19 protein-coding genes are annotated in these 25,877 nt (G+C 63.5%); 9 read left to right on the forward strand and 10 right to left on the reverse strand.

Annotated features, from left to right (window positions below; translation table 11 throughout):
- Positions 1-49 precede the first annotated feature (49 nt).
- Positions 50-856, reverse strand: coding sequence for an RDD family protein (locus O148_RS0103440; protein ID WP_035744716.1), 807 nt, complete (start codon positions 854-856; stop codon positions 50-52).
- 35 nt (positions 857-891) lie between these two features.
- On the opposite strand from O148_RS0103440, the gene O148_RS0103445 reads away from it, so the two are divergent.
- Positions 892-1,884, forward strand: a complete 993-nt coding sequence (locus O148_RS0103445) for a stage II sporulation protein M (RefSeq protein WP_026529796.1) — start codon at positions 892-894, stop codon at positions 1,882-1,884.
- A gap of 170 nt (positions 1,885-2,054) precedes the next feature.
- The gene (locus tag O148_RS14595) at positions 2,055-3,116 is read left to right on the forward strand and encodes a TIGR01906 family membrane protein (protein ID WP_051619782.1); all 1,062 of its coding nucleotides are present in this window, start codon (positions 2,055-2,057) and stop codon (positions 3,114-3,116) included.
- Here the strand turns inward: O148_RS14595 and O148_RS0103455 are convergent.
- The gene (locus O148_RS0103455) at positions 3,113-4,999 is read right to left on the reverse strand and encodes an AMP-dependent synthetase/ligase (RefSeq protein WP_338035370.1); all 1,887 of its coding nucleotides are present in this window, start codon (positions 4,997-4,999) and stop codon (positions 3,113-3,115) included. The two genes, O148_RS14595 and O148_RS0103455, sit on opposite strands and share 4 nt — an antisense overlap.
- Positions 4,963-6,729 carry a dolichyl-phosphate-mannose--protein mannosyltransferase gene (locus O148_RS0103460; RefSeq protein WP_026529798.1) on the reverse strand — a complete coding sequence of 589 codons (1,767 nt, stop codon included), beginning with the start codon at positions 6,727-6,729 and terminating at the stop codon, positions 4,963-4,965. The genes O148_RS0103455 and O148_RS0103460 overlap by 37 nt, the downstream gene beginning before the upstream one ends.
- 69 nt (positions 6,730-6,798) lie before the next feature.
- Here O148_RS0103460 and rsmI point away from each other — a divergent pair, with 69 nt between their 5' ends.
- Positions 6,799-7,818, forward strand: coding sequence for a 16S rRNA (cytidine(1402)-2'-O)-methyltransferase (gene rsmI, locus O148_RS14600; protein WP_075204269.1), 1,020 nt, complete (start codon positions 6,799-6,801; stop codon positions 7,816-7,818).
- A 141-nt stretch (positions 7,819-7,959) separates the two neighbouring features.
- Positions 7,960-9,438, forward strand: a complete 1,479-nt coding sequence (locus O148_RS0103470) for an NAD-dependent succinate-semialdehyde dehydrogenase (protein WP_026529799.1) — start codon at positions 7,960-7,962, stop codon at positions 9,436-9,438.
- Here the strand turns inward: O148_RS0103470 and O148_RS14605 are convergent.
- From O148_RS14605 to O148_RS14615, 3 genes are read right to left on the reverse strand one after another with little or no spacing between them, the layout of a single operon-like run.
- On the reverse strand, positions 9,435-11,912 hold the full coding sequence (locus O148_RS14605; protein ID WP_169737495.1) for a transglutaminase TgpA family protein: 2,478 nt from the start codon (positions 11,910-11,912) through the stop codon (positions 9,435-9,437). The genes O148_RS0103470 and O148_RS14605 overlap by 4 nt on opposite strands.
- Positions 11,834-13,261: a DUF58 domain-containing protein gene (locus O148_RS14610; protein ID WP_051619784.1), complete on the reverse strand. Its 1,428-nt coding sequence runs from the start codon at positions 13,259-13,261 to the stop codon at positions 11,834-11,836. The genes O148_RS14605 and O148_RS14610 overlap by 79 nt, the downstream gene beginning before the upstream one ends.
- Positions 13,262-13,300: 39 nt before the next feature.
- A complete protein-coding gene (locus O148_RS14615) occupies positions 13,301-14,257 on the reverse strand; it encodes an AAA family ATPase (RefSeq protein WP_084157050.1) in 957 nt (318 codons plus the stop codon).
- A 221-nt stretch (positions 14,258-14,478) separates the two neighbouring features.
- Between O148_RS14615 and O148_RS0103490 the strand changes: the two genes are divergently transcribed.
- Together O148_RS0103490 and O148_RS18170 are read left to right on the forward strand one after the other, a co-directional pair.
- Positions 14,479-15,411 (forward strand): TatD family hydrolase, encoded by a 933-nt coding sequence (locus O148_RS0103490; protein ID WP_026529800.1) that lies wholly within the window; start codon positions 14,479-14,481, stop codon positions 15,409-15,411.
- Positions 15,412-15,667: 256 nt separating this feature from the next.
- Complete coding sequence (locus O148_RS18170; RefSeq protein WP_026529801.1) at positions 15,668-16,807, forward strand: resuscitation-promoting factor; 1,140 nt, start codon at positions 15,668-15,670, stop codon at positions 16,805-16,807.
- Positions 16,808-16,882: 75 nt separating this feature from the next.
- On the opposite strand, the gene O148_RS0103500 is transcribed toward O148_RS18170, so the two are convergent.
- A complete protein-coding gene (locus O148_RS0103500) occupies positions 16,883-18,523 on the reverse strand; it encodes a DUF222 domain-containing protein (RefSeq protein ID WP_026529802.1) in 1,641 nt (546 codons plus the stop codon).
- Positions 18,524-18,990: 467 nt separating this feature from the next.
- On the opposite strand from O148_RS0103500, the gene rsmA reads away from it, so the two are divergent.
- Together rsmA and O148_RS14620 are read left to right on the forward strand one after the other, a co-directional pair.
- A complete protein-coding gene (gene rsmA / locus O148_RS0103505) occupies positions 18,991-19,887 on the forward strand; it encodes a 16S rRNA (adenine(1518)-N(6)/adenine(1519)-N(6))-dimethyltransferase RsmA (RefSeq protein ID WP_026529803.1) in 897 nt (298 codons plus the stop codon).
- On the forward strand, positions 19,874-20,848 hold the full coding sequence (locus O148_RS14620; protein WP_240470780.1) for a 4-(cytidine 5'-diphospho)-2-C-methyl-D-erythritol kinase: 975 nt from the start codon (positions 19,874-19,876) through the stop codon (positions 20,846-20,848). The genes rsmA and O148_RS14620 overlap by 14 nt, the downstream gene beginning before the upstream one ends.
- Positions 20,849-20,959: 111 nt before the next feature.
- Here the strand turns inward: O148_RS14620 and O148_RS0103515 are convergent, their stop codons facing one another.
- The 3 genes from O148_RS0103515 to O148_RS0103525 are packed head-to-tail and all read right to left on the reverse strand — an operon-like array spanning position 20,960 to position 24,548.
- Entirely contained in the window at positions 20,960-22,783 is a 1,824-nt protein-coding gene (locus O148_RS0103515) for a cytochrome b/b6 domain-containing protein (RefSeq protein ID WP_026529804.1), read from the reverse strand.
- Complete coding sequence (locus O148_RS0103520; RefSeq protein WP_420805744.1) at positions 22,780-23,760, reverse strand: electron transfer flavoprotein subunit alpha/FixB family protein; 981 nt, start codon at positions 23,758-23,760, stop codon at positions 22,780-22,782. Before O148_RS0103520 ends, O148_RS0103515 begins: the two co-directional genes overlap by 4 nt.
- Positions 23,760-24,548, reverse strand: coding sequence for an electron transfer flavoprotein subunit beta/FixA family protein (locus O148_RS0103525; RefSeq protein ID WP_026529806.1), 789 nt, complete (start codon positions 24,546-24,548; stop codon positions 23,760-23,762). The genes O148_RS0103520 and O148_RS0103525 overlap by 1 nt, the downstream gene beginning before the upstream one ends.
- Before the next feature lie 90 nt (positions 24,549-24,638).
- Between O148_RS0103525 and O148_RS0103530 the strand changes: the two genes are divergently transcribed.
- The gene (locus O148_RS0103530; protein WP_026529807.1) at positions 24,639-25,799 is read left to right on the forward strand and encodes a glycerate kinase; all 1,161 of its coding nucleotides are present in this window, start codon (positions 24,639-24,641) and stop codon (positions 25,797-25,799) included.
- The last annotated feature ends 78 nt before the right edge of the window (positions 25,800-25,877 follow it).

The following is a 25,877-nucleotide window of genomic DNA, read 5'->3' on the forward strand; positions in this document are numbered from 1 at the left end:
TCACCTCGAGTGGGTGGCCGGCAATTTTCCGCGGTTGCCCGAAACCGGGTTAGGCGCCCTCGAAGGGGAGCGAGTCGATCCGTTGCGCGCGCGAGGCGACCCGATGTTGCCGTTCGGCGAGCGAGACCAGAGAACGCTCGTACCGGATGCTCATGATGGCGCGCAAAACCTCTACCGGCGGAACTGTCTGCGGCGGGCGCGGGGCCACATAGCGAAGCGCCTCGGTGTACAGCTCGCGCGACATCGCATCCAGCGCTTGCGGGAACATGGTGGGTGCCTGCGCCACGAGTGCGCTCACCCGCCGCGCGAGCGTATCCGGGAGCTGGGCCAGATCCACGGTGCGAGACCAAGACACCAGTTGCGGTGCGATGAAGGGCTGGAACGTGCTGGTGTGGCGCAACCGGGTGCGAAGCGCAAAGGTCCCGGCCAAAAGGTCGCCAAGGCGTTGGGCGCGCGGCGCGAAGGTGGAGGTGGCCACGGCGATCGAACCGGCCGACATGTACACCTCCAGGATCGCCACGAGACCGCGGATGAGTGCGTGCCGGAAGCGGATCGCGCCGCCATCGCTGCGCACAATGCGGGTACCCATCATGAGGTTCCCGACGCTGCGTCCGCGGGTCATGGTTTCCACCGCGATCGGTACGATCACGAGTCCGAAAATTATGGCGAGGGTCACCACAGCAATGATGAGCGCGGTATCCATGCGTGAAAACGAGGCGGAAAGCGCCCAGAGCAACAGCAGCGTGCCAAGAACGTAGATGGCAGTGTCGACGACTCCGCTCACGAGCCGCGAGACCACCGAAGCGGGGCGCAAGTCGAGACTGACCGCTTCGGAGGTGACGAGCTCATGGTTCATGGAGTTCATCCTAGCCAAGGCTTAGGGTTAGTAGCGTGGACATCGAAGCGTTTGCCGCCGTGAACCGGCCAACTTGGGAACGGTTGCGCGAACTGGTGAACGTCCGGCGCCTCAGTGGGGAAGAGTCCGATGAGCTGCTCAGCCTCTATCAGCGCTCCAGCGCGCACCTGTCCACGATCCGATCGCTGGCACCGGAAAGCCAGCTCTCGGCCGAACTCTCGCTTCTGCTCGCTTCGGCGCGCGGAAAATTCACCGGTCAGCGCGGCAACGCGGTCAGCGAGGTTTCGCGGTTCTTCGCGCTGTACTTGCCGGCCGCCCTCTACCGGTTGCGGTGGGCGACGCTCATTATTTTTGCGATGTTTGTCGGCATCGCGCTCTTCTACGGTCTCTGGTTTTCCACCACGCCGGAAGCGGTGCGCGCGGTCGGCACGGATGCCGAGTTGCGCGCCCTCGCCGAAGAAAAATTTGTGAGCTACTACTCGGAGAACCCGGCCGGATCTTTTGGCACCCGCGTCTGGGTCAATAACGCGTGGATTGCGGCTCAGTGCATTGCGCTGGGCATCACCGGGGTTTTCCCGATTGCGGTGCTGATCCAAAACGCGGCGAACCTTGGCATCATGGGCGCAATCATGTTCGCCCACGACCGCGGGGACACGTTTTTCATCTACATCCTCCCGCATGGCCTGATGGAAATGACCTGTGTGATGATCGCGGCCGCCGCGGGTCTCGGACTCTTTTGGGCCTGGGTGTCCCCGGGGAACCGGCCCAGACTCGAAGCGCTCGCGGCCGAGGGGCGGGCGCTTTTCACCGTGGTGATTGGGCTTGCCCTGCTGTTGCTGTTGTGCGGTGTCATCGAGGCCTACGTGACCCCGAGCGACCTGCCGGTCTTTGTGCGCATCGGCATCGGAGTGGCCCTTTGGCTGGGCTACTGGGTGTACGTTTTTGTGGTGGGTGGGCGCGCCTGGCGAGCCGGGCACCGTGGCGATCTCGGATCCTTCGACCGCGGTGCCACCGTACTGAGCGCCTAACTCGCTCACCACCCCGCGCCGCACGCGTAACGCTCCGGTTGCAAATTGTGTGCTCCCGGGTGTGGCTACCCCGCTTTTGGAGGGGGTCACAGTATCCTCAAGGAGGAAACTGCCAGGGTCCCGCGTCAAGGGTGCCCTGTCACACGCGTGGCTGAGAAAAAGTAGGGAAGATGAGCGAAGAGAAATCGCCGAAGGTCGACACACAAGACGACACCGCCCCTGTCCCTACGCCCCAACCCGCCGAGGCACCCACGGCACAGGTTCGGGTGCACAATCAGGGAACCGCACTTCCCGCCTCGACTTCTAGCATCGACCAGAGTTCGGTTGCCACCCCGGACAAGGAGAGCGCGCCCGCGGACGCCCAGACCGCGAACGCCCAAACAAGTGACGCGGACGCGACCGGCGCCGCCACCGAACCTCCCACCACTACCGCCCTGTTGACGATGCGTCCCCCGGAAGACGAGGTCCGCCGCCGCTCGCAATTGCGCGACGCAGCACCCGAGCGCAGTTACAAAGGGGCACGGGTGGTGCAGACCCTGCTCGCGATTCTGGTTCCCTTTCTGCTCGTCTTTGGCGCCCTACGGCTCGTGGCCACGCACGTGTTCCTGTGGGTGGAGTACAACCGCCCAGGATTCCCCGCCGACACTGCGTTCTCCACGGGCGAGCGGGTCGATTACGGCTCCTATGCGGTGGACTACCTCTTTAACTTTGCCTCGCCCGCATACCTTGGCGACCTCATGAACAAGAACGAGCAAAACCTGTTCTTGCCCTCCGAGGTTTCCCATATGGCCGATGTCAAGGTCGTCATGCTGATCGGTGTGGCAATTGCCCTGGTGATGCTGATAGCCGCGATCGTCTTCGCGATCATTTTGGCCCGCAAATACAAGGGCGGTATCCGTCGCGCCCTTTTCGCGGGAAGCGTCGCGACCGCCGTGATTATTATTGCGTTGGCCGTCGTGGCGGCGCTCGGCTGGCAGCAGTTCTTCACCGCCTTCCACGAGATTTTCTTTGCGCAGGGTAATTGGCAGTTCCGCTCCACCGATACCCTCATCCGGCTGTTCCCGACCCAGTTCTGGATTGACGCCGCCGGCACCGCGGCCGCCCTCGCGCTCTTGGGCGCCATTGTCACGATGATCTTCACTTGGCCCACCGCCAAGCGTCGCGCACGCTCCATGGAACTCCAAGAGTTCATCGAGGCCCGGGAACGCGCCGAGGATCAGGCGGCGAGTTAGTTCAGATAGAGCGCGTCCACTGCGGCCGCATATTGTTCGACCACAGCACCGCGCTTGAGCTTGAGGCTCGGGGTCAGCAACCCGGATTCGATCGAGATGTCTGCGTCCAGAATCTCGAACTTGCGAATCTGTTCGGCCCGGGACACCGAGGCGTTCGCTTTATCCACCGAGGATTGGACGGACGCGAGAATCTGATCCCGATCCGCTGGCCAGGACAGCCCGGCAGCGTCTAGGCCGTCGGCATCCAGTGATATCAGCGCGGAAATGAACGGCTTCCCTTCGCCAACCACCACAGCATAGGACACCACCGGGTTCTCCCGAATTGTCTCTTCCATAGGTCCTGGGGCAACGTTCTTGCCGCCGGCGGTCACCACAATGTCCTTGAGCCGACCGGTGATGGTGAGATACCCATTCTCATCCAGGGCGCCCATGTCTCCGGTCTTGAAGTAGCCGTCCTCAAACGCGGCGGCCGTCGCCTCGGGGTTGTTGTGGTAGCCCTTGAAGACGCCCACGCCTTTGATCAGCACCTCATCATCTGGAGAAATACGCACCGACGTGCCGGGAATGGGAATGCCCACGGTTCCTACCCGCGTGTACTCGGGAGTGTTCGCCGTTGCGGGCGCGGTCGTTTCGGTCAGACCGTAGCCCTCGAGCACTCTCAAGCCGATGCCGCGGAAAAAGTGGGCCAGCCGAGGATTGAGCGGGCTCGCTCCGGAGACCGAATTCGTGAGTTCCCCGCCGAAAGCGGCGCGCAGTTTGCCAAAAACGAGTTTGTCGAAGATCGCATGCCGCACCTTTAAGAGCGCGCCCGGTCCGCGCCCCTCGCGGCGTGCGAGGGCGTCTTGCGCCTGCGAATAAGCCACCGCGGTGTCTACGGCCGCATCGAAAATTGTGCCCTTACCATCGGCCACGGCCTTGCTACGCGCCCGCTCAAAAACCTTTTCAAAGACCCTGGGCACCACCAGGAGGAAGGTGGGCTTGAACGCGGCCATGTCTTCGAGAAGTTCCTGCGCCGAGGAGGTGTGCGTCAAGGTGGCGCCGGCTTGCAGGCACGCCAACTGGACGGCGCGCGCCAAGACGTGGGCCAACGGCAGGAACATGAGCGTGCGCGCGTTCTTGCCCAGCAAGAGAGTGGGCAGCCACTGTTCAATATTGACCGCGAAGAGCGCAAAGTTGCCGTGGGTGATCTCGCAGCCCTTGGCGCGCCCGGTCGTCCCCGAGGTGTACACAATCGACGCCACATCGTCCAGCGTCCTGGAACTGCGCGCCGCCTCCAACTTCGCGTCGGAGACCTCGCGGCCACGCTCCAACAAGGCGTCCAAGCCGTCGTCCCCGCTCGCGGTGAGCAAGCGCGCCTGGAAGTCCGTCTTTCGCCTTCCCTTGACCCCGGGAAGGCGAGCAATCCGCTCAAGGTTGTCACGCCGTCGGGCATCATCGGCGAAGCCAAAGCGCGCCCGGGAATCCTTGACGACCCATTCGATTTGCTCGTCGGAGCTCGTTTCATAGATCGGCACGGTGACCCCGCCCGCGTAGCTGATCGCAAGGTCCAGCAGGGTCCACTCGTAGCGGGTTGGCGAGAAGATGATGACCGAGTCGCCGGGCTTGACGCCCCAGGCGATCAGTCCGCGGGCGATGGCCTGAACGTCGGCGAGGAACTCCGCCGCGGTCTTCGGGATCCACGCCGGCTCACCATCGGGACCGGTCTGTTTGATCGCGTAGAGCACGCGCTCCGGGGTCGCTTTGGCACGCTCGATCAGCAAGGACGCCACATTGGTCATTTTCGGCAGCGAGACCAGCAACTCGGTCGACGATTCTTGCACTTTCGTGCGCTCCTTCCAGGCGAGGCTCAGATCCATCGGGGGAGCCACATTCGAATCTGCCACATGTCAAAGGGAATGCGCTCGCTCGTCCAAATCGGGAGGAAGAACGCGGAGACGGCCAGGATCAGCACCGTGATGGCACCGACAATGATCCATCGGGGGCGGCGCAGCCGGGCAGAGAGTTGGGGTGGGCCGAGCACCAAGCCGAGCACATAGACGAGCGCCAAAATCAGGAACGGTTCGAAGGCGATCGCATAGAAGAAAAACATGGTGCGGTTTGGATACATGAACCAGGGGAGGTACCCGGCGGCGATGCCGGCCAGGATGGCTCCCGCACGCCAATCCCGGCGCACAATCCAACAGAACAGGGCGACCAGCAGTGCGAGTGTGCCCAGCCACCAGATGAGCGGGTTGCCGAGCGAGGTGACGGCCTCCACCATTTTGGTTTCCGAGCCGTCCGGGTTGGTGATGGGCACGTTGTCGAAGGAGTAGCTGGTGGGGCGGATCATCAGTAGCCACTCGATGGCCGGGGATGAGTAGGGGTGCGGGGAACTCAGGCCTTGGTGGAAGGCATAGGCGGCGCGGTGGTATTCCACGAGTGAACGCAACCAATTGGGCAGGAAGTCCCAGAACCCGGACGAGTTGTCCTGGGCCCAGGTGCGGTCATACCCGTCCTTGGACATGAGCCACCCGGTCCACGTGCTCAGGTACACGAGCACAATGGTGGGCAGCACGGTGAGCGCGGCAAACACCCCATCTCGCAACAGAGCCCCGGTAATCCAGTGCCGCACACCAACAACGCGGCGCGCACTCGCGTCCCACGCGAGGGTCATTAGGCCAAATACCCCGATGAATGCGAGCGCCGACCACTTGGTGCCCACCGCGCAACCCAGCAGCACGGCGGCCACTAGACGCCACGGCCGCCACCCGAGAAAGGGCCCGTAGAGCATCTCGCGGGCGCTGGGCCGTCCGTCCGGGCTTGCGGCGGCGAGGGCGGCAACCTTGCGCGCCAATATTGCCCGGGACGCGTATCGGTCCATCAGGAGTGCGCCAAAGGCGAGGAGCAGCCAGAACATCAAAAAAATGTCCAGCAGCGCGGTGCGCGACTGCACGATGGCGTGCCCGTCGACCGCGAAAAACAGTCCGGCGAGAACCGCCAGCGGAAGCGAGGCGAAGAGCCGATACGCCACCAGCGCCAGCACAATGATCGCGAGCGTGCCGACCAGGGCGGCGGAAAAACGCCAGCCAAAACCATTATCGGCACCGAAAATACGCATGCCCCAGGCGATCATCCACTTGCCGAGCGGCGGGTGCACCACAAAGGATGGGTCAGTCCCGAGACCCGAGTAATCCCCGGACACAAACAGGTCATTGACCTTTTTGGTGATCTCTTTGCCGTTCTCGGTGACTTTGACGTCCGCCCACGCCTTCTCCACCCCGTTTTGCAGGTAGGAATACGCGTCTTTGACGTAATAGGTTTCATCGAAAACGAGCTTGTTCGGCGAATCCAGGCGGACAAACCTTAAGAGCCCGCCGAGCACCGCCGGGATCATGACCCACAGCCACACGAGCGGCGTCAACGGGGTGGTGGGGCCGAGCAACCGGTGGCGCAGACTGGATAGCGCGTAGGCGTGCCGCGGAGTTTGCACTTGATTGCCGGGGACGGCGTAGCGCCCGCGGGTCCACCACCACAGCGTGTTCAGCCAGCGCCGCGGAGCGCTTGGCGCGGGGTCGAGTGTGCGCCGTCCTGACTCTTCGACATCCGAACCTGGGTCACGGCTAAGCACACTCACCCCACAATGCTAACCGCCAGCGCACCTGCGTACACCCCTTCAAGGATGCCAGGTGGATAAACTGGGCGGGTGAATGATCCCGAATCGGTACCGGAGCATCTGAGCGGCAGCGAGAAGCACGACGGCGATGCCTCCTTAGACTCGCAGGGTACCGAAGGCGGCGGGTCGGCAGGATTTTCCGGGATTGTGCTTGCGGCCACGCCCATTGGCAACCCCGCCGATGCCTCGATGCGGTTGCGCGAACTATTGGGCGCCGCCGACATTATTGCCGCCGAAGACACCCGCATGGTACGCAAGCTTGCTGCGGCTTTGGGTGTGGTGCTCTCCGGGAAAGTGGTGGCTCACCACGAGCACAACGAACGTGACTCTGCGGCGGCCCTCGTTGCGGCAGCCGGCCGGGGCCAGGTGGTCGCCGTGGTGTCCGATGCCGGAATGCCCGCCGTCTCCGATCCCGGTTTCCGGGTAGTTCAGGACGCCGTGGCCGCGGGTGTGCCTCTCACCGTGGTGCCGGGGCCGAGTGCCGTGTTGACCGCTCTGGCGCTCTCCGGATTGCCGACCGATCGCTTCACTTTCGAGGGGTTCCTGCCGCGCAAGGCGGGGGAGCGGGCCGCCCGATTGGCAGGGGTGTCCGCCGAGGGGCGCACCATGGTGTTCTTTGAGGCGCCGCACCGGGTGGGCGAGACATTGGCGGCGATGGCATCGGTGTTCGGGGAGTCTCGACCGGCGGCACTGGCCCGGGAGTTGACCAAGACCTTTGAAGAAGTGCGGCGCGGGACATTGGGCGAGTTGATAACGAGCGTCGAAGCCGAACCGCCGCGCGGCGAAATTGTGCTGGTGGTTGCCGGGCTGAGCGCAAGCGAGAGAGCTGCCGACGCGATGGGTTCGGCACTGGCTGCCGTTACGGATCGCGTCCACGCGGGCGAGCGGCTGAGCGGGGCGGTGAAGGAGGCGGCTCGAGAGTTTGGGGTCGGGAGGAAACTCCTTTACGAGCGGGCGCTGGCCGACCGTGCGCTGACAGAAGGTGCGCTGGCAGAAGGTGCGCGGGCCGACCGCCCGGGCGCGGAACGCTCGGGCGCGGACCCCGATTAAGGCACCGGTTGTGCACCTGCCCAATCGCAAACCGTAGGTCTGGTGCATCGTCGCATTTACGCGGTGAGAGCCACCGCATAGGTTTAGGAATATCACCGGGCGCTATGGCGCGCCCTCAACCGTCCTGTCAAGGAGGCCGCCGTGGCGACACAGAGCGAAAACATCGATGAAAAGGCACTATTGGATTCGGTGCCTACCGGACTGCTCATTGACGGCACCTGGCAGGACGCGAGCAACGGCGCGACGTTTGCGGTGGAAGACCCCGCCACCGGGGAGACGCTGCTTTCCATCGCCAATGCCACCGTCGAGGACGGTCAGCGAGCAATGGATGCCGCCGCGAACGCCCAAGAAGCATGGTCACGTACCGCCCCGCGCGAGCGCGCCGAAATTTTGCGCCGCGCCTTTGACATGGTCACCGCCCGTTCCGAAGAATTCGCGGCGCTCATGAGCATGGAAATGGGCAAGCCCTTAGCCGAGGCCCGGGGCGAGGTCACCTACGGGGCCGAATTTTTGCGGTGGTTCTCCGAGGAAGCGGCCCGGATCGGCGGCCGCTACGCCGTTTCACCCGATGGCAAGAGCCGGTTGCTCGTGCAGAAGAAGGCTGTCGGCCCGTGCCTGTTGATTACACCGTGGAACTTCCCGCTGGCCATGGCCACCCGCAAGATCGCCCCCGCCATTGCGGCCGGGTGCACCATGGTCCTCAAACCGGCCGCTCTCACCCCGTTGACCTCCCAGCTTTTCGCGTCCGTGCTCATGGAAGCCGGACTGCCCGCGGGAGTGCTCAACGTCATCCCCACCAAAGACGCGGGCGGGGTGACCGGACCGATCATTAAGGACTCGCGCCTGCGCAAGCTCTCCTTCACCGGATCCACCCCGGTGGGTAAATCGCTGTTGAAGGACGCCGCCGATAACGTGCTGCGCACCTCGATGGAACTTGGTGGAAACGCGCCGTTTGTGGTGTTCGAGGACGCCGATCTCGACGCCGCCGTAGACGGGGCCATGATCGCCAAAATGCGCAATATGGGCGAGGCGTGCACCGCCGCCAACCGCTTCATCGTGCACAAGAGTGTCGCCAAGGACTTTGCCGACCGACTCGCCGAGCGCATGAGCGAACTGACGACGGGCCGCGGCCTTGACCCGGACACTAAGGTCGGTCCGCTCATTGACCAGAAGAGCCGGGACAAGGTGGAAGAGCTGGTCTCGGATGCAACCAGCAAGGGTGCACAGGTGCTGACCGGCGGCAAAGCAGTCCCAGGAGCCGGGTATTTCTACGAGCCTACGGTGTTGACCGACGTCGCAGCGGACTCCACGATTCTGGCCGAGGAAATCTTCGGCCCGGTGGCACCGGTGATCACCTTTGAGACCGAGGACGAGGCGATTGCTCACGCGAATAACACCGAATACGGCCTGGTCGGGTACGTCTACACGAAGGATCTGAACCGGGCGCTGCGGGTGTCCGAGCGGATGGACACCGGCATGCTGGGACTGAATGCGGGTGTGGTCTCCAATGCGGCGGCCCCGTTCGGCGGAGTCAAGCAGTCCGGCCTTGGCCGCGAGGGCGGTTTCGAAGGCATCGAAGAGTACCTCAGCACACAGTACGTGGGGATTGCCGGCGTCTAAGGGTTGCGCGAAACCCACAGCGAGCGCGGCAGGAAGCGTGCTCGCAGGCGCTCGGCCCAGCTGGCGTGGGCGTCCAATGTAGTCCGTGTGGCCCCGAGGGCGTCGTTCAGCGATTCGGTGTTCTCGGCGGGGGTGGCCGGCGCGTAATTGCGGCGTTCAAAGTCCTGGCTGAGCCGCCTGAGCTGTGTCCGAGCGGCCTCGTCGGCCTCGAGCGAGTCGCCGAGCCACGCCGTGTACTCCCGCGGAGTCATGGCGGCGGGCGCGTTGTGGCCGTAGTCGATCGCCGTATCTCGCAGTTCTTTCCACGCGGCAACGGACGCCGTTTCGGTTCCCGGGGCGTCGGACAATAACGAGTAGCGCCGCCGCCGCTTTGCCGTCCGCACCCAGAATGGAAGCAGCGCCAGCGCCACCACGCTCAGAACCGCGCCGACCGAGATGAGGATCGGACCGACCGGGGCACCCTGACTGGTCCCAACGCTGACCGGGGAGCCGTCGGTGGGTTGCGGTGTGGGCTCGTTGCCAGGAAGCGGTGCGGCGGGACTTGGCCGCGGGTCGAGCGCGTCGTCGGGGACGTCAGTGGGCGCCGGCCCCTCGGTCTGCGCGTACTCAGGTACCACGCCACGGGACGGCGTCGGCTCAAAGGGCAACCAGCCCACCTCGTTGAAGTACACTTCCGGCCAGGCGTGAGCGTCCTTGGACTCCACCTCAAACTTTTGGGTGGGCGTATCCGAGATCGGCTCGCCCTCCCCGGCGGGTGTGCCAGCGGTGAAACCAACGGCAATGCGGGTGGGGATGCCCAAGGTGCGCAGCATGACAGCCATGGATCCGGCAAAGTGCACACAGTAACCGGATTTCGCGCTCAAAAACTGCTCGATGACATCCAGCCCGGACCCGTCATAGCCGCCATCAACCGGCGCCTGCTCGCTATAGGTGAATTCGCTGGAGCGCAAGTAACGCTGAATGGCGACGGCCTGATCAAAAGGTGTCCTCGCGCCCGCGGCATCGACCACTTGGCGTGCGGTATCTGTCACGACTTGAGGCACGTTATCCGGGATGCGCTGATACACCTCCGGAATGGGAAATTGCGTACCGGGAGCCAGCGGCGGGTTCAGCTGGTTGACTTGCTCGGCTGTGGGCACCACGATGATGGAATTGACGTCATAGGTCATGTTCTGGGTGTTCGCGCCGATACCGCGAAACGTATTCTCCACGCTGTCAAAACGCCAATTTCCGTTGAGCGAACCCACCGACGTCACCTGGAACGGCGCGAGAAGCCACGGGGAGGTAAAGGACCCAGCGCTCACCCGGGAGCGCACCTGCTGAACCTGGATGCCCCGCTGCTGCAACCCCAACCAGTTCGGCACCGAGCCGAGCCCAGCCAGTTGGGCGTTTCCGCTGATTTCCAGGGTTCCGGTGTCGCTCGTGTCCGGTCCCCACCGTTGTCCCGAGAAATCGGCGATCACGCTAGAGCGCATGTATGGGGGTTGCTCGGCCGTCGACTCGTAGGTGAACGCGCCGCGCCCGGCCGGCGAGCGCAAATCCTGACCCAGCGTGACATAGGGGTTCAGACCGTTGCCGCTTCCCCAACTTACGCGGGTGCCTTGCGGGAACGTTCCTTGCGTGAATCCGGGAATCACCAGCGGGAGTACGACGGCGATGGCCAGGGTTCCGGCGCCGATCGCCGTAATGTGGGTTACTGGGAAGCGCGGGGAAGAGAGCGGGGAGCCTGGAGCGCGCGCTTGCAGATACCAATGGGTGACCGCGAGGAAGATGAGGAATGCTGCCGCGGTCAGCACAAAGGAGAGCATACCGACGCTGCTCGGTTTAATGATGGCCGGGGTCACCCAGGCGACGACTATTCCCAGACCCGCGGCCAGCGGCAACTGCATGCCAAGGGCCAGCACATCCATCAACACCAAGATCAGCGCCATGGCAATAGCCACAAGGAACACGACACCCGCCTCCGGGGTCACTGGTGCGACCTGATTGGCAATCGTTTCCCGGCTTGCACCGATCAGGTTCCATACCTGATCGAGGGAGGCGCCGTTAGGGATAACGCCTAGCCAGGCGGTGTCCCGAAAAAAGATCAGGTTAGCTGCCAGGATCGTGCCGAGGACGCCAGCCAGCGGGGCGAGAACCTGGCCCCAGCGGAACAGGCGCGAGATTCCAATGCCCAATGCGGCACCAAGAACGCATCCCGCGACGGCCGGGTACCACGCCCACTTTTCGATCACGCCGCTGTATCCGGTGGCAGCGGCAAGAACAAGCAACGTCAGCGACACCGTGACCCAGACGCTGGGTACGTCGAGACGGCGGCTCGCGGGAGCGGAGGGTTCGCGGTGACCGTGGTCAGCGGCTTCGCGGTCCTCGGTTGCCCGATCTGTTGCGGTGGCGGTCATCGAGACGGCACCGCCTCGGGATGCGACGCGGTAAAACTTGCCGAGATTGAGTCCGGATTGCTTAGTGCATTCCATACCTCCGGCTGGCCCTTGGCTTCGGTCGCGACCACGGTCTGCCAGCCGGCGCTGCGTAGCCGTTGCGCCGTTTCCTCGGCATAGGCGGTGTTTTGCACACACAGAATGGCAAGAGATTGCGGGTAGTAGTTTGCGGCGGCAGCAAGAGAGGTGACATCGCGCGCGCTCAGGTCGCCCAGGAGGGCAATGAGCGGTCCGCGCCCGCGCACCCCGGCAAGGGTGTCGAGGAAGGTGTCGCCAAAGTCTCGGGTCTTCTCGCCCGCGCCGTTGCCGGGCACAGCCGATGCGGGTTGCTTGGTTTTGCGTCGCTGCGCATCCGCGCGGTTCGCGGCAGGGTTGCCGGTGTGCACGAGTTCGACACCGGCAAGCTGGGTCAGCAGTGCGGCAAGTTCCTGCTCCGCGGAAAGGCTGGCACTGGAGGCGGCCCCGGTTTGCGTCCGCAATAGCGGACTGGCCGAGTCCCACGCGGTGCTGAACTCGCCGCGCTGATCGACCATGCGCACCTGGTAGTTGTCTCTGAGCAATTGGGCGGCAATCGAGGCGGCCATCGTGACCACCCATTCAAAACGGGAACTTGTGTACAGGCCGTTGTCGGCGATATGCGTATCAAACGCGGTGTCGAAAGCACTGGCGAGGGCGCCGTCTCGCCTATCCATGACCAGTACGGCCTGCGGGGTGGTGACAGTATCTTCTTGACGAACCATGAGTTCGCCCAGGCGCGCGGTCGCGGGCCAGTGCACCCGTCGAAGCGAGTCGCCGTGCCGGTATTCACGAGTCATCACGTCGTCTTGGGAGGCCGTCGCGTGCAAAAGGGTGTGGAGCACGCCATCGAGGTTGCCGCCTGCAACATCAGCGAAACTGCTGAGACTTTTAATCGGCGGGGTCACGACCAGGGTGGATGGCTGCCCCACGGTGTGTTGGTGTTTGGCGAGCCCAAAGGGATCGGTGAACATCGCCGAGACGGGGCCAATGCTATAGAGCCCGCGTTGGGAACAGCGGACCCGATACTCGTACAGGCTGGTTCCATCCGCGCTCGCATAGCGGGACGGGTACAAGAAGGTGGGTGCTTGACCGAAGCGCGAAGGTAACTCTTCACGCATGGTGTGGCGCGCCGTCGTACCTTTTTCGGTGGATACTTCCAACTGCACGGTGCACGCCTGCCCGGCCTGCACCTGGGGAACCGAAAAGGTGCGGTGCGTTCGGAAGCGGGGTTTAGTGACCCAGGCGGTCAGGATCGAGAGCACCAGCAATGCGATCGCAAATACCGCGACATAGAGCAGATCGCGGCGGCCCATGATGGCACCGAAGGCAAGCGCCAGAATGCCGACGGCCAGCAAGGAGAACCCCATGGGGGTCAGGATTCTTGCATTGAGCCAAGCAAACACGGATCAGCGGACGTTTCTGGTTTCTCGGGTGGGGACCGGTACCGCGTTTAAGATGCGGCCGAGGACGTCTTCGATGGTGACGCCGGTGGAGGAGGCGCCGCGGTCGAGAATCAGACGGTGTGCCAGGACGGGGGTGACCAGTGCGCGAACGTCGTCGGGGAGGACGTAGTCGCGTCCGCCGAGCGCCGCGCTCGCCTTCGAAGCGCGAAGCAACTGCAGCAGTGCGCGCGGGCTGGCGCCAAGGCGAAGTTGGCTGGACTCGCGAGTGGCGTTGCCAAGGGCCACGGTGTATTCCTTGACCAGGTCAGAAACGTAAATGTTCTTGACGACCTCAATCATGGCAAGGACGTCTTGCTCGCTGACGACCGGCCGGACGTCATCGAGCGGGTTGGTCGACTGGTGGGTTTCCAGCATGAGCATTTCCGAGGACGTATCCGGGTACCCCATGGAAATGCGGGCCATGAAGCGGTCTCGCTGGGCCTCCGGAAGCGGGTAGGTGCCTTCCATTTCCAGCGGATTCTGGGTCGCGACCACCATAAACGGAGTCGGCAGGCGGTGGGTTTCCGAGTCCGCGGAAACCTGATGTTCTTCCATGCTCTCCAGGAGTGCGGACTGTGTTTTCGCGCTGGCGCGGTTGATTTCATCGCCAATGACGATGTTCGCGAAAATGGGGCCCGGGCGAAACTCGAACGCCCGCATGTTCTGATCGAAGATGGAGACGCCCGTGATGTCTGAGGGGAGAAGGTCAGGCGTGAATTGAATGCGGTTGACCTTCCCATCGACGGTGCGGGCCAGAGTTTTCGCGAGCATGGTCTTGCCGACGCCCGGAACATCTTCGACCAGCAAGTGCCCTTGCGCGAGCAGGACGGTGAGAGCGAGATGGGCGGCTTCACGCTTCCCGTCAATGACGGTGCTCATCGCGTCAAGGATGGCGGTGCTGGCTTCATGGAAACGTTCCATGGTCCAGTCGGTGCGGGCATAGGACGGTTGTCCGGTGGCTACTGTCTGTGCAGTCACTGGTTCTTCGGCGAACTTTTCCAGTTTTCTCACCCCAAAGGCAGACGGCTTGAAGCTTGGTCATACCCTACATGCTCGGGGTGACAAATTGGTGGGAGGATATTTTCCCGCACCCAAGATGTGACCTGAGTGCCGGCGGCGAGTGCGAATCGTAGGATGAAGTAGTGACCGAGAACGCTGACCTCGCCCCTGCCGCGTACCGGAACTATCCGGCGCCACCGGTGTCCGAGGAGACCCCTAAGCAAGAAAAGAAACGGCGCCAGCGTAGTTTTCCGCCGGCGCCAGAGCCGTTGCCGGTTCCGGTGGTGGATAACCACACCCACCTCAATTTCCGTCCCGAGTTCGGCACGATCACTGCCAGGCAAGCCATGGACGCGGCCGAGGGCGTGGGCGTCAACCGCGGTGTCCAAGTGGGATTTGATTTAGATTCCTCCCGCTTTACTATCGAGGCGATCGAGGATGAGCCACGTCTCTTGGGGGCGGTGGCTCTGCACCCCAATGACGCCGCGCGTCTCAAGGCCGACGGCCGTTTCGACGAGCAATTCGCCGAAATTGTGGAGCTGAGCCGTCACCCCCGGGTGCGTGCGATTGGTGAAACCGGCCTGGATTATTTTCGCACCGGAGAGGATCTGCGCGATGGGCAACGCGAGTCCTTCGAGGAACACATTGCGCTGGCGAAGGAACGCGATATCGCCCTCATGATCCACGATCGGGATGCGCACGAGGATGTTGTCGCGACCTTGAAGCGCGTGGGCGCACCCGAGAAGGTGGTCTTTCACTGCTTTTCCGGGGACGAGGACTTGGCCGCGGTGTGCATGGAGAACGGGTGGTACATGTCCTTTGCGGGGACAGTGACCTTTAGTAATTCGCCCGGAATTCAAGCCGCGTGTGCGATCGCCGATCCGGAGCTCATGCTGGTGGAAACCGATGCGCCTTTCCTGACCCCGGCTCCCTACCGCGGACGACCCAATGCGAGTTACATGATCCCCACCACGGTGCGGTTCATGGCCGAACTGCGCGGGGAAGACCTCGTGGGATTGTGTGCGCAGTTGAGCGCGAACAGCGAGACCGTTTACGGTTCCTGGCTGCCTGCGTAGCACGTGCGCGCGTGTTGCGACGCGAAGCAAACTTGCCGGTAAGGTCACAGTTCGGTTACATTTAAGAGTCAAAGCCGGGGTCGGGGAAGGCTATCCGGACTAATTCAAAGCGTTGTTGAGCTGGACATACCGTTCGAATGCCCAGATCCACGGTGCTTTGCCTGATTGATGCAAGATGCGTTGGATCGTGACGCGCCACTAGAAAATGTGAGTGCCGATTTCCCCGTGCCCGGAAGCAACAACGTTATGGGTATTCGTGAAGAAACTTTCTAAGAAGACGTGGGCGCTGGTGGCTGGCTCTGCCCTCGTAGTCATGGCCATGATCGTGGGCACGCTGGGATTCGTGGGCAGCAATAAGACCGTACAGCTCAACGTTGACGGCAAATCCACCACTGTGCAGACCACCGGAAACACCGTTGCCGATGCGCTGGATGCGGCAAACGTGAATGTCGGTTCCGAGGATGTGGTGTCCCCGAAGCTGGACGCTGAGATCGCCGCTACCGACACCATCAACGTTCAAAAGAACAAGGAAATCGACGTCACCCTCGATGGCGCACAGACAACGGTGGAGACCACCGGTGTCACCGTGAAGGACGTCGTGACCGAACTCGGCGTCGCTTCGACCGCGAAGACTTCTGCCGCTCTCACCACGAATTTGGTGGATCTGGAGAATGCGCTGAGCATCTCCACACCGAAGAAGGTCATTGTGACGGTGGATAACCAGCAAAAGACACAAGAGACCACGGCAAATACCGTGAACGAGGTGTTGGCCGAAGCCGACGTCAAGATCGGCGCTAACGATCGCGTTTCCGTCCCGCTGGATGCACAGTTGGTTGACGGCATGGGTATTAAAGTGAGCCGCGTTGAGGTCAAGGATGCCGAGACCACCACGGTCGAGATTCCTTTCGAAACCAAGAAGACGGAAGATCCCAACAAGTACGTTGGCGAAGAAACGGTGACCAAGCCGGGCGTTGCGGGTGAGAGGGTCGAGACTTATAAGGTCACGATCATTGATGGCCAGGAACGCAGCCGCGAGAAGGTGAGCGAAAAGGTCACCAAGGAGCCGGTGGCACAGGAAGTGAGCGTCGGAACCAAGGAAAAGCCAAAGTCCACCGGGCCTGGCGGACAGCCGAGTGGCGGAAACGCAAACGCCGCGACCTGGCAGGCGCTGGCTCAGTGCGAGTCCGGTGGAAACTGGGCCATCAACACCGGTAACGGCTACTACGGCGGCCTGCAGTTCTCCGCGAGCAGCTGGCTTGGCGCTGGCGGCGGCAAGTACGCGCCGACGGCGAACCTTGCGACTCCGGATCAGCAGATCGAAATCGCCGAGGTTTTGCGCTCGAGCGGCGGCTGGGGTCACTGGCCGGCGTGTGCAGCCAAGTTGGGTCTGCTCTAACTGCTTTGCGCTATATACCGCACCGGGGGCGATGAACTTTCGAGTTCATCGCCCCCGGTTTTTTCGTCGGTGGAGTCAGCAGGTTGGTGGTTGGAAGTGCGCATTGCGTTGCGGAGTTTGCTGCGGGTCGATCCACGCCGGAGGAATGACCCACGGCTTATCATCTAGTACCGCTAGCTTCCACGTGCCTTGGTGGATGAAGTGATGGTGATACGGGCACAGGAGCGCGCCGTTGTTGACATCGGTGGGGCCGTGGTCGCGATCCCAGTAACTCACGTGGTGCGCCTCGCAGAGGGCCAACGGCATCGTGCAGCCTTCGAAAATGCACCCGCCATCGCGGGCAGCGAGCGCTATCCGTTGGGCCTTGCCGAAAAGCCGTCGGGATCGCCCCACGTCCAACGGCACGCTGTCTCCGCCAAGCACGACGGGAATGATCTCCGCCTCGCAGGCAAGTTGGCGCAACGTACCGGTGCTGGCGGCTCCGGAATGCTGGAAGGTTGTTCGTTGACGGGGTGTGATCTCGGGCTCGGGTGGTGCCGGGGGCGCCGGAGAATGGCTCGGGAAGAGTTTTGCTTCATCGATCAGTGCCACGACGGTGGCGCGTGATCCGCTTTCGGGGAACACGAGCTCACCGCGGGCGCAAAGTCCGAGGAGCGCTTCGAGAAGTCTCTGCTGGTAGGTCGACGTCTGCCCGGTGCTTGCCTTGAGAATGTCGGTTTCGCTGGTTCTAGCGGCGAGCTGGCCCTTGAGTTCGGCTACGGCTTGCTCTGCGGCGGAGTCTGCCAGTTCTTTTGCGCTTCGGCGACGATCTCGCGGCGGGTTCAAGATGGAGGCCATGCGCGTGACGAACTTTTCATACTGTTCATCGGTCATGCGCATCCGGAAGGTGTGGAGTCCGTGCTCGTAGCCGAGGTAGGTGATGCCCTGGTGCCGCGCCAAGTAACGATCGCTCGGTTCGCATCCATCCTGATTGGCCAGGATCGTAAAGTGCTTGGCGATCTTGTTGAGGGTGTCCGGGTTGAATCGAGTCGACTGATCGCACAGCGTCGTTTCGGCAAGTTCCGCCCATTCAGCGGGGTTGGGTTGACCGTCGTGTTCGGGATCAAGTGGGCCTGCGTGGGAGCGGATGTCGCCGACGGTTTTTAGAATCAAGGCGGCCGTGCTGGTGGAGACTTCACCATTTTTCAGCGCACGCGCGAGGACCTGATACCGAGCAGGTGTGGGTTCTCCGGACATTGCCGAACCGGGAGCGGTACCTCTGGCGACCCTCAGCCGTTCTCGAGCTTCACGACGGGTGATGCGCAACGTGTCTACGAGGAAGTCGAGAATGCCGCGATATTGCGGCCTGTCCGGCTCCGCGCTAAAGCCAAAGGAGTCGCCTAAGGGCACGGCAGCGACATGCTCTCGCTCCATCGCGCTCGTCAATGCGAGCTGGGCAGAGTTCAGGGCGCGGGACACGCTTTCAAGTTCGATGGCGAGAGCTGTGAGGTCCTTGCGCGGTGCGCCGTGAGTACGAGTATCTATTTGGTCGGTGAGCCTGAGAAGGGCCTGACGAGTGGAGTCTAGGTCCAGAGCATCGAAAAACTCGGGCTGCGGCTCATTGAGAACTGAATGTCGGAGCCAGGACGTAGGGTCTGTGGTATCGGTTTCACGGGGCACGGAAGTCTCGCCCACGAGGGGCGCTTCTTTCGATTCGGGTGAAACGTCTTCGTCCATAGTTTCATGATATCAGCGGAAGAGGTGAGAAGTGAGATATGGACAACGATTAACAGGTAATTAACAGGAAACAGGTGAGTCACTAATTGCGCATAATTATTGTGATTTGTTGCGCCTAATTCCAGGACATCGCTCTCGGATACACCGGGTGCCGGGTGCCGGGTGGCTCGGGGCGCGGGAGTATCGGCGTGCGAGATGGCTCGGGCATCGGCTCCGCGGATTGCGCGGTCCGGTCTCGGTGAATGCCAATTATCTGTGCGCCAGTGTGCCGATCGTTTTCGCTTAATCATCGGAGCCGATATTTACCAATGCACAGTGCGCCCTGGCAAAGCGGGTAATGTCTCGGAACAGCATTTTACCGCGCACCCGAATTCGCGCCCTAAAACGCGCCCAAAAAACCCTTCAGTTATCGTGCCCGCAATATTGTGGGAACCGAGCCGCGATGCGGGTCAAGATACCATTTAGAGGTGACTGAGAATCAAGGCGAACCCGTGGCTCCGCTCTTGGGCGCTACCGAGATTCGCCGACTTGCCGCCGAGCTGGATATCCGCCCCACCAAGAAACTCGGACAAAACTTTGTGATTGACGGCAACACCATCCGCCGCATCATCGACGCCGCACAGATCGACCCAGGCGAAACGGTGCTAGAAGTGGGCCCGGGGCTCGGTTCGCTGACATTAGGCATTCTCGACGCGGCCAAGCATGTGGTCGCGGTCGAAATCGATACGCGACTTGCCGAACGACTCCCCACGACCATCGCCGAAATGCGCCCGGACCGCGCGGGCGACCTCACCGTCATCACCAAGGACGCGCTGAAACTGAGTGCAGAGGACCTGGGCGCCCTCGGCGGCCAAAATAGCGCCCCCAGCGCCCTCGTCGCGAACCTCCCGTACAACGTTGCAGTGCCCGTCGTTCTGCACCTACTCGCGACCGTCCCGACCCTGAAGCACGGACTTGTCATGGTCCAAGACGAGGTCGCCGATCGCATGGTCGCCACCCCCGGAAACAAGATCTACGGCGTCCCCTCGGTCAAACTCGCCTGGTACGCCGCGAGCCGCAAAGCCGGCATCATCGGCACCAATGTCTTCTGGCCCGCCCCGAATATTTCCTCCGGGCTGGTCGCCTTTGAGCGCCGCGAACCGCCGCGCACCGGGGCGGGCCGGGCCGAGGTCTTCACGGTCATCGATGCGGCCTTTGCGCAACGCCGCAAGACACTGCGCGCAGCGCTCGCCGGTTGGGCCGGAAGCGGCGCCGAAGCAGAACGCATCCTTCGAGCCGCCAACGTCGACCCGAGTGCACGCGGCGAAACCCTGGACATTGCGACCTTTGCCGCCATCGCCGGGGTGAACCATGCCAATGCTTAGGTTCACACCCCCTGACCACCCGCCGACTCCCGGTGAAAAGGTCCGCGTCCGTGCTCCCGGCAAGATCAATCTCGCGCTGGAGGCAGGCCCCAAAGAACCCAGCGGCTACCACGAGCTCGCTACCGTGTTCCTTGCCGTCGACCTCTATGAAGACCTCACCGTCACCCTGACCGAAGAGCCCGGAATCGAGATTGCCATTAGCCCGGCAAGCCAAGCCTATGGTGCCTCTTCCTCCACGCCCTTGGGCGATGACAACTTGGTCGCTCAAGCCGCCCGCGCACTGGATTCCAACGGGTACCTGGATACATTCGGCCTGCACATCGAGATCACCAAGAACGTGCCCATAGCCGGCGGTATGGCCGGTGGCTCCGCCGACGCCGCAGCCACGCTCGTCGCCTGCGATTACCTCTGGCGGCTGAACTCCAGCCGCGAGGACCTTGACGCCGTCGCGCGCGAACTCGGCGCCGATGTCCCGTTCTGTCTCCTCGGTGGCCTTGCCCTTGGCGTCGGCCGCGGCGACCAACTCTCGCCAATTTTGAGCCGTGGACACACCCACTGGGCACTGATCTTTTCCGACAAGGGCCTTTCCACACCCAAGGTCTTCGCCGCTCTCGACCGCCTCCGCGCGGAGCGAGGGGAAGACCCGGGCCGCCCAGAGATTAGCCGGGAGCTCTTGAGCGCGCTCAATCACGGCGATGTCGAAGAGATTGCCGCGTACCTGAACAATGACCTACAAGCCCCGGCCGTCAAGCTGGACCGCAATCTTGGCGGCGTGATGAATTTCGCGGAAGCGATGGGTGCTCTGCGCGCAATTATTTCCGGCTCGGGCCCGACCATCGCGTGCCTCATGGACGGCGAAGAGGACGCCCATGAGTTTGTCGCCGAGCTCCTTGAGCAGAACGTCAATGCCCTCCAAGCGTCCGGACCGGTGCCCGGCGCGGCCATCATCGCCACCAACTGAGGCAGCGGGCCACCCCTGGGCACCGTGCCGTGCCCCAGCCCCAGCCTAAGAGCCCGGCCTAAGAGCCCAGACTAAGAGCCCAGACTAACTGCCCGTACTAAGCGCCCAGGCTCAGCGCCCCACCCGGCCAAACAGCGACGCGATCGGCGCAATCACCAGCGCCCGCGCGGCAAAAACCCCGCCCACAATGACGCCGAGCGAGAGCACAAACAGCCAGAACCCGACCCAACTCACCTCGGACGTGCCGGTGTACATATGGTTCAGGTTGCGCAGCGCTCCGGTTGAGAGCACGAGGAATACGTGCGTGATGATGAACACCACAAAGTAGATCATCACCGGGAAGTGCACGGCTCGCGCGGCCTCGATCGGGTACGCCTTATTGAGCGCAGGTTTATTCGGCCAGAGCCCGGACATCCGCACCCCGGTCACCACCGCGAGCGGCGCCGCCACAAACACGGTCGCAAAATACGTCAGCTGCTGCAGCGAGTTGTAATTGACCCACCCGTCCTCGATCGGCCAGTCGAGGGACACGTACTGCAACCCCGCAGACAGCGCATTCGGGAACACTTCCCAGCTCGTGGGCACAATCCGCATCCACTGCCCGGTCGCGAAAAGCAACACCACAAACACGGCGCCATTGATCACCCAGAGCAAATCCAACGCCTGGTGAAACCACATGGTGAGGCTGATCTTTCGCTTCTTATTCCACTTCGGCGTCCAATACGCCTGCGGCTTCTTCTCGGTCCGAATTTGCCACCCGGACCGGATAATCAGCACCATCAAAAACACATTGAAAAAGTGCGACCAGCGCAGCCAGGCGGGGAACCCCTCGGGCGCATTTGCCGGCAGCTCGTACTGTCCGGGATAGGTCGCGAGGAAATCCTGCATCGCTTCGGTCCCGAGCCACCAGCGCACACCAAACACCGCAATGAGCGCCACCACAATGAGCCCGCCCACGCTCAGCGCACCGAAGCGGGCCCACTCGGCCAGGGTCTTGCCGCGGTACAGTTTGGCCACGGGCTTGGCTTTCTGATGTCCGACGGCGTCTCCCGCACCGGTTGCCCCGGCCCCCTTGGAGGCCGGTACAGACATTCCGCTTCGCCCAGCTGTGCCCGCGGTACCTGTGGGCCCAGTCTGTGCGGCAGTATTCGCGGCAAGTCCATCGGTGGTGCCGGTAGTTTCGGCCGCCGTGGAAGTCTCGTCCTCGTCAGTCGTCGCCGCGGCACGGGTCGTGGGGCTCGCTTCCGGGCGAGACGTGTCGACGCTCCCGGCACCTGGAGAATCTGTGCCCGAGTCCGCCGTCGCATTCCCGGCGGCGGCCGCTGTGCCGGAAAGCGCTCCAGCGCCCGGAAGCGTTCCTGCGCCCGGAACTGCTTCCACACTTGCGGCAATGTCGGAGTCAGTAGGCCACGCCTCGCCGCCGACCTCGCGCGGCAGTCCGCGTCGCATCGCACCGACGCCAGAAGTCGCAATCGCGGCGGCAGCGGCACTCGCGGGGACACCGTCTCCGGCGGCGGTCGCGGCGGTCGTTCCGGAACCATCGGCATCGGATCGGACTGATCCGGCTGATCCGGTCGATTCTGCGGTTACCTGAACATTGGCAACAGAGTTTTCCGTGACGCTGACTGACGAGGACGACACGTCCACGCCGGCCGTACTCCCGGTGTTCGTGGCCGCAACGACGGGCCACGGCTCACCGCCCGGCTCGCGCGGAAGACCCCGTCGCAGGACCGGCACCGAAGGCAAGGAGCCATTCGCATTCGCGCCGGTTGTTCTCGTACTGACCTCAGCCGCAACCCCGGTACTCGGTGCGCTGCGCTGGGGGGAGGCATCGCCGTCGTGCATCTGGGCGGGCGCGCTCACGGTGCCCGCGGGCGGCCACGGCTGGCCGCCGGGCTCGCGCGGAAGGCCGCGCCGGAGTGGGAGCTCGCTCACGCTTGGCCCTTGCCGCCGAGCGCGTCGATGAGTTGCGGGACGACCGTGAAGATGTCGCCGACAATGCCGAAGTCGGCGATCTCGAAGATCGGGGCGTCCGCATCTTTGTTAATGGCGACGATGGTTTTTGCGGTCTGCATGCCGGCGCGGTGTTGGATGGCGCCGGAGATGCCGAGCGCGATGTACAGTTGCGGCGACACCGAGACGCCGGTTTGCCCGACCTGTTGCGAGTGCGGCACATACCCGGAATCGACGGCCGCGCGGGAGGCGCCGACGGCCGCGCCGAGGGTGTCCGCGAGCCGTTCGACCAGGGCGAAGTCCTCGGCCGAGCCGAGCCCCTTGCCGCCGGAGACCACACGCTGCGCACCGCGCAATTCCGGCCGGGTGGACTCCTTTTGCTCCGTCTCGAGAGCGTCAATGGTGGCGGCCGGGATGGCGCTGGCGGTCACCTCGAGTGTGGTGACCTCCGGGGAGGTGGCGTCAAGCCGTTCGTCAACGGCGCCGCGACGCAGGGTCACAATCAGCGTGCCGAAGGTCGGGGCGGAACTGGTCAGGAAGTTGCCGCCGTAGACCGAGTGCTGTGCCGTGACGCCTTCCTCGTCGCGGGCGAGTCCCACCGCATCCACGGCGAGCGCGCTTGTGGTGCGCACCGCGAGGCGCCCGGCAATATCGGCGCCGTCGGGGCCATTGGAAATGACCACGGCGTCCGGGGTTTCGGCGGTGATGGCGGCCGCGAGCGCGTCCACGGCAGGGGTGGTCAGGGTGGTTTCGGCCTCCGGGTTTTCGGCGAGAAGCACCCTTGCCGCGCCGAGTTCGCCCGCCGCTTTAGCGGTGGCCTCGCCTTGGCCTGGCGCGGTTACGATCACGGCTACGGGTGTCCCGGCCTGCGCTGCGGCGGCCATAACTTCGCCCGCGCTGGGTGCCAGTTCGCCGCTCGGGAGCACGTCGAGGAATGCCAGAATTGTTTCGCTCACGATCACACCAACTTGTTTTCTTTGAGGAATGCGGCGAGGCGTTGACCCGCGTCGCCCTCGTCCACGATCTTGACACCGGCTTCGCGCGGCGGCTTCTCGCTCACCGAGAGCATGATCGAGCGCGGGATCTCCACGCCCGCGCTGATGCCGAGGTCCGCGAGAGACAGCGTCTCGACAGGCTTCTTTTTCGCGGCGACAATGCCCTTGAAATTGGGGAAGCGCGCATCCGGCAACTGCTCGGTAATCGACACCACGGCGGGCAGCGGGGCGGACACTTGCTGATTTCCACCGTCCGCCTCCCGGCTTCCGGTGACCTTTCCCTCGTGAAGTTCGACGGCGGTCAGCCGGCTCAGGCTCGGTACCTCCAAATGCTCGGCCACCATGGCCGGGATCGCGGCTGCGTTGCCGTCGGTGGAGGCGTCGCCGGTGATGACGAGGTCAAAACCGTTGTTCTTGATAGCGGCGGCGAGTGCTTCTGCGGTCAGGGTGAGGTCTGCGCCCAGGAATGCCGGGTCGGTGATGTGCACTGCCTTGTCCGCACCCATGGCCAGCGCCTTTCGCATCGCCGTCGGCGCGGTTTCCGGGCCCAGGGTCATGACCGTGACTTCGGTGTCCGTGTCTCCGGCGCTCTTGGCGGCGTCGCTAAGGGTTAGCGCCGCTTCGGTGGCGCGCTCGGTGATTTCATCGAGCACCCGATCATTCGCGTCGCGATCGGCCAACCCGGTTTCTAGGTTGAGCTTTCGTTCCGCGTACGTGTCTGGTACTTCTTTGACGAGCACCACGATCTTCACGCTAGGCCTCCTTGGTCACGTGTTCGGCAACTCTTCGAACTTAGCTCAAAGTCTACGGGGATTTGGTGGCGGGGCCCTTACAGTGAAGTCATGCGGGTGGTGATAGCGCCGGATAAGTTCAAGGGGACGCTCAGCGCGTCCGAGGTGATTGCCGCGCTGTCCTCCGGTATCGAGTCGGCGCGGCCGGGTGCAGAGATTTTTGGGGTCCCGATGGCCGATGGCGGCGAGGGGACCCTGGATGCCGCGCTCGCCGCCGGGTTCGAGGAGCGTCGTGTCACGGTGACCGGGCCCTTGGGTGATCCGGTTCAAACCAGTTTTGGAAAACGTGGCTCGGTGGCGCTCGTGGAAATGGCACAGGCCTCCGGGCTTGAGCTAGTGCCCGAGAGCCGGCGCGACCCGTTGCGCGCGACGTCTTTCGGGACCGGCGAGCTGATCGGAGCGGCGCTCGACGCCCTCGGCGCTGACTCTGAGGAGACCGTGGATATTGTGCTGGCCATCGGCGGGAGTGCGAGCACCGACGGAGGAGCGGGACTGCTTCAGGCGCTCGGCGCGACACTGCTGGATGCTCGGGGCGATCCCATTGCCCCAGGCGGCGTGGGGCTACTTGACCTTGCGCGCCTTGACCTTGCCGGCCTGGATCCGCGACTGGCCCGCGCAAATCTCACGCTCGCCACCGATGTCACGAACCCACTTCTGGGGTCGCGCGGAGCGGCTGCGGTGTTTGCGCCGCAAAAAGGAGCCGACCGAGACCACGTGCGAGAGTTGGAGCGCGGCCTTGAGAACTGGGTCGATGTCCTCGCCGCCGAAATTGGCCCGGATGCGCGTGGTGCCGCCGAACGGCCCGGTGCCGGTGCCGCCGGTGGCGTGGGTTTTGCCGTCATGGCAGTTTTGGGTGTGCTAGCCCGATCTGTCTCGGTGCGGCCCGGCGTGGACGTGGTGCGCGAACTGACCGGACTGGACGCACAGCTCGCGCAGGCCGACCTCGTCATTACCGGCGAGGGATCCTTGGATGGGCAAAGCCTCTCCGGAAAGACGCCCGTCGGCGTCGCGCGCGCCGCTCGCTCGCTCAACCCGGGCGTGCCGGTCCTCGCGGTGTGCGGCCGCAACGCGCTCACCGACGAGCAATCCCGGACCGCCGGATTTGGCGAGGTGTACGCGCTCGCCGATCGGGCCAGCGAAACTGACGCCCTCTCCAACCCGGTACCGCTGCTGAAAAGCATCGGAGCCGACATTGCCCGCCAAAAAAGTTGACGCAGATCACCGAAGTTGAGCGGGATCCCGCACACTTTTGTTAATCTGCGCCAACTTTTCTTGGGGTACCGGTTGGGG

Source organism: Haematomicrobium sanguinis DSM 21259 (genome assembly GCF_000688395.1).
Lineage (GTDB): Bacteria > Actinomycetota > Actinomycetes > Actinomycetales > Micrococcaceae > Haematomicrobium > Haematomicrobium sanguinis.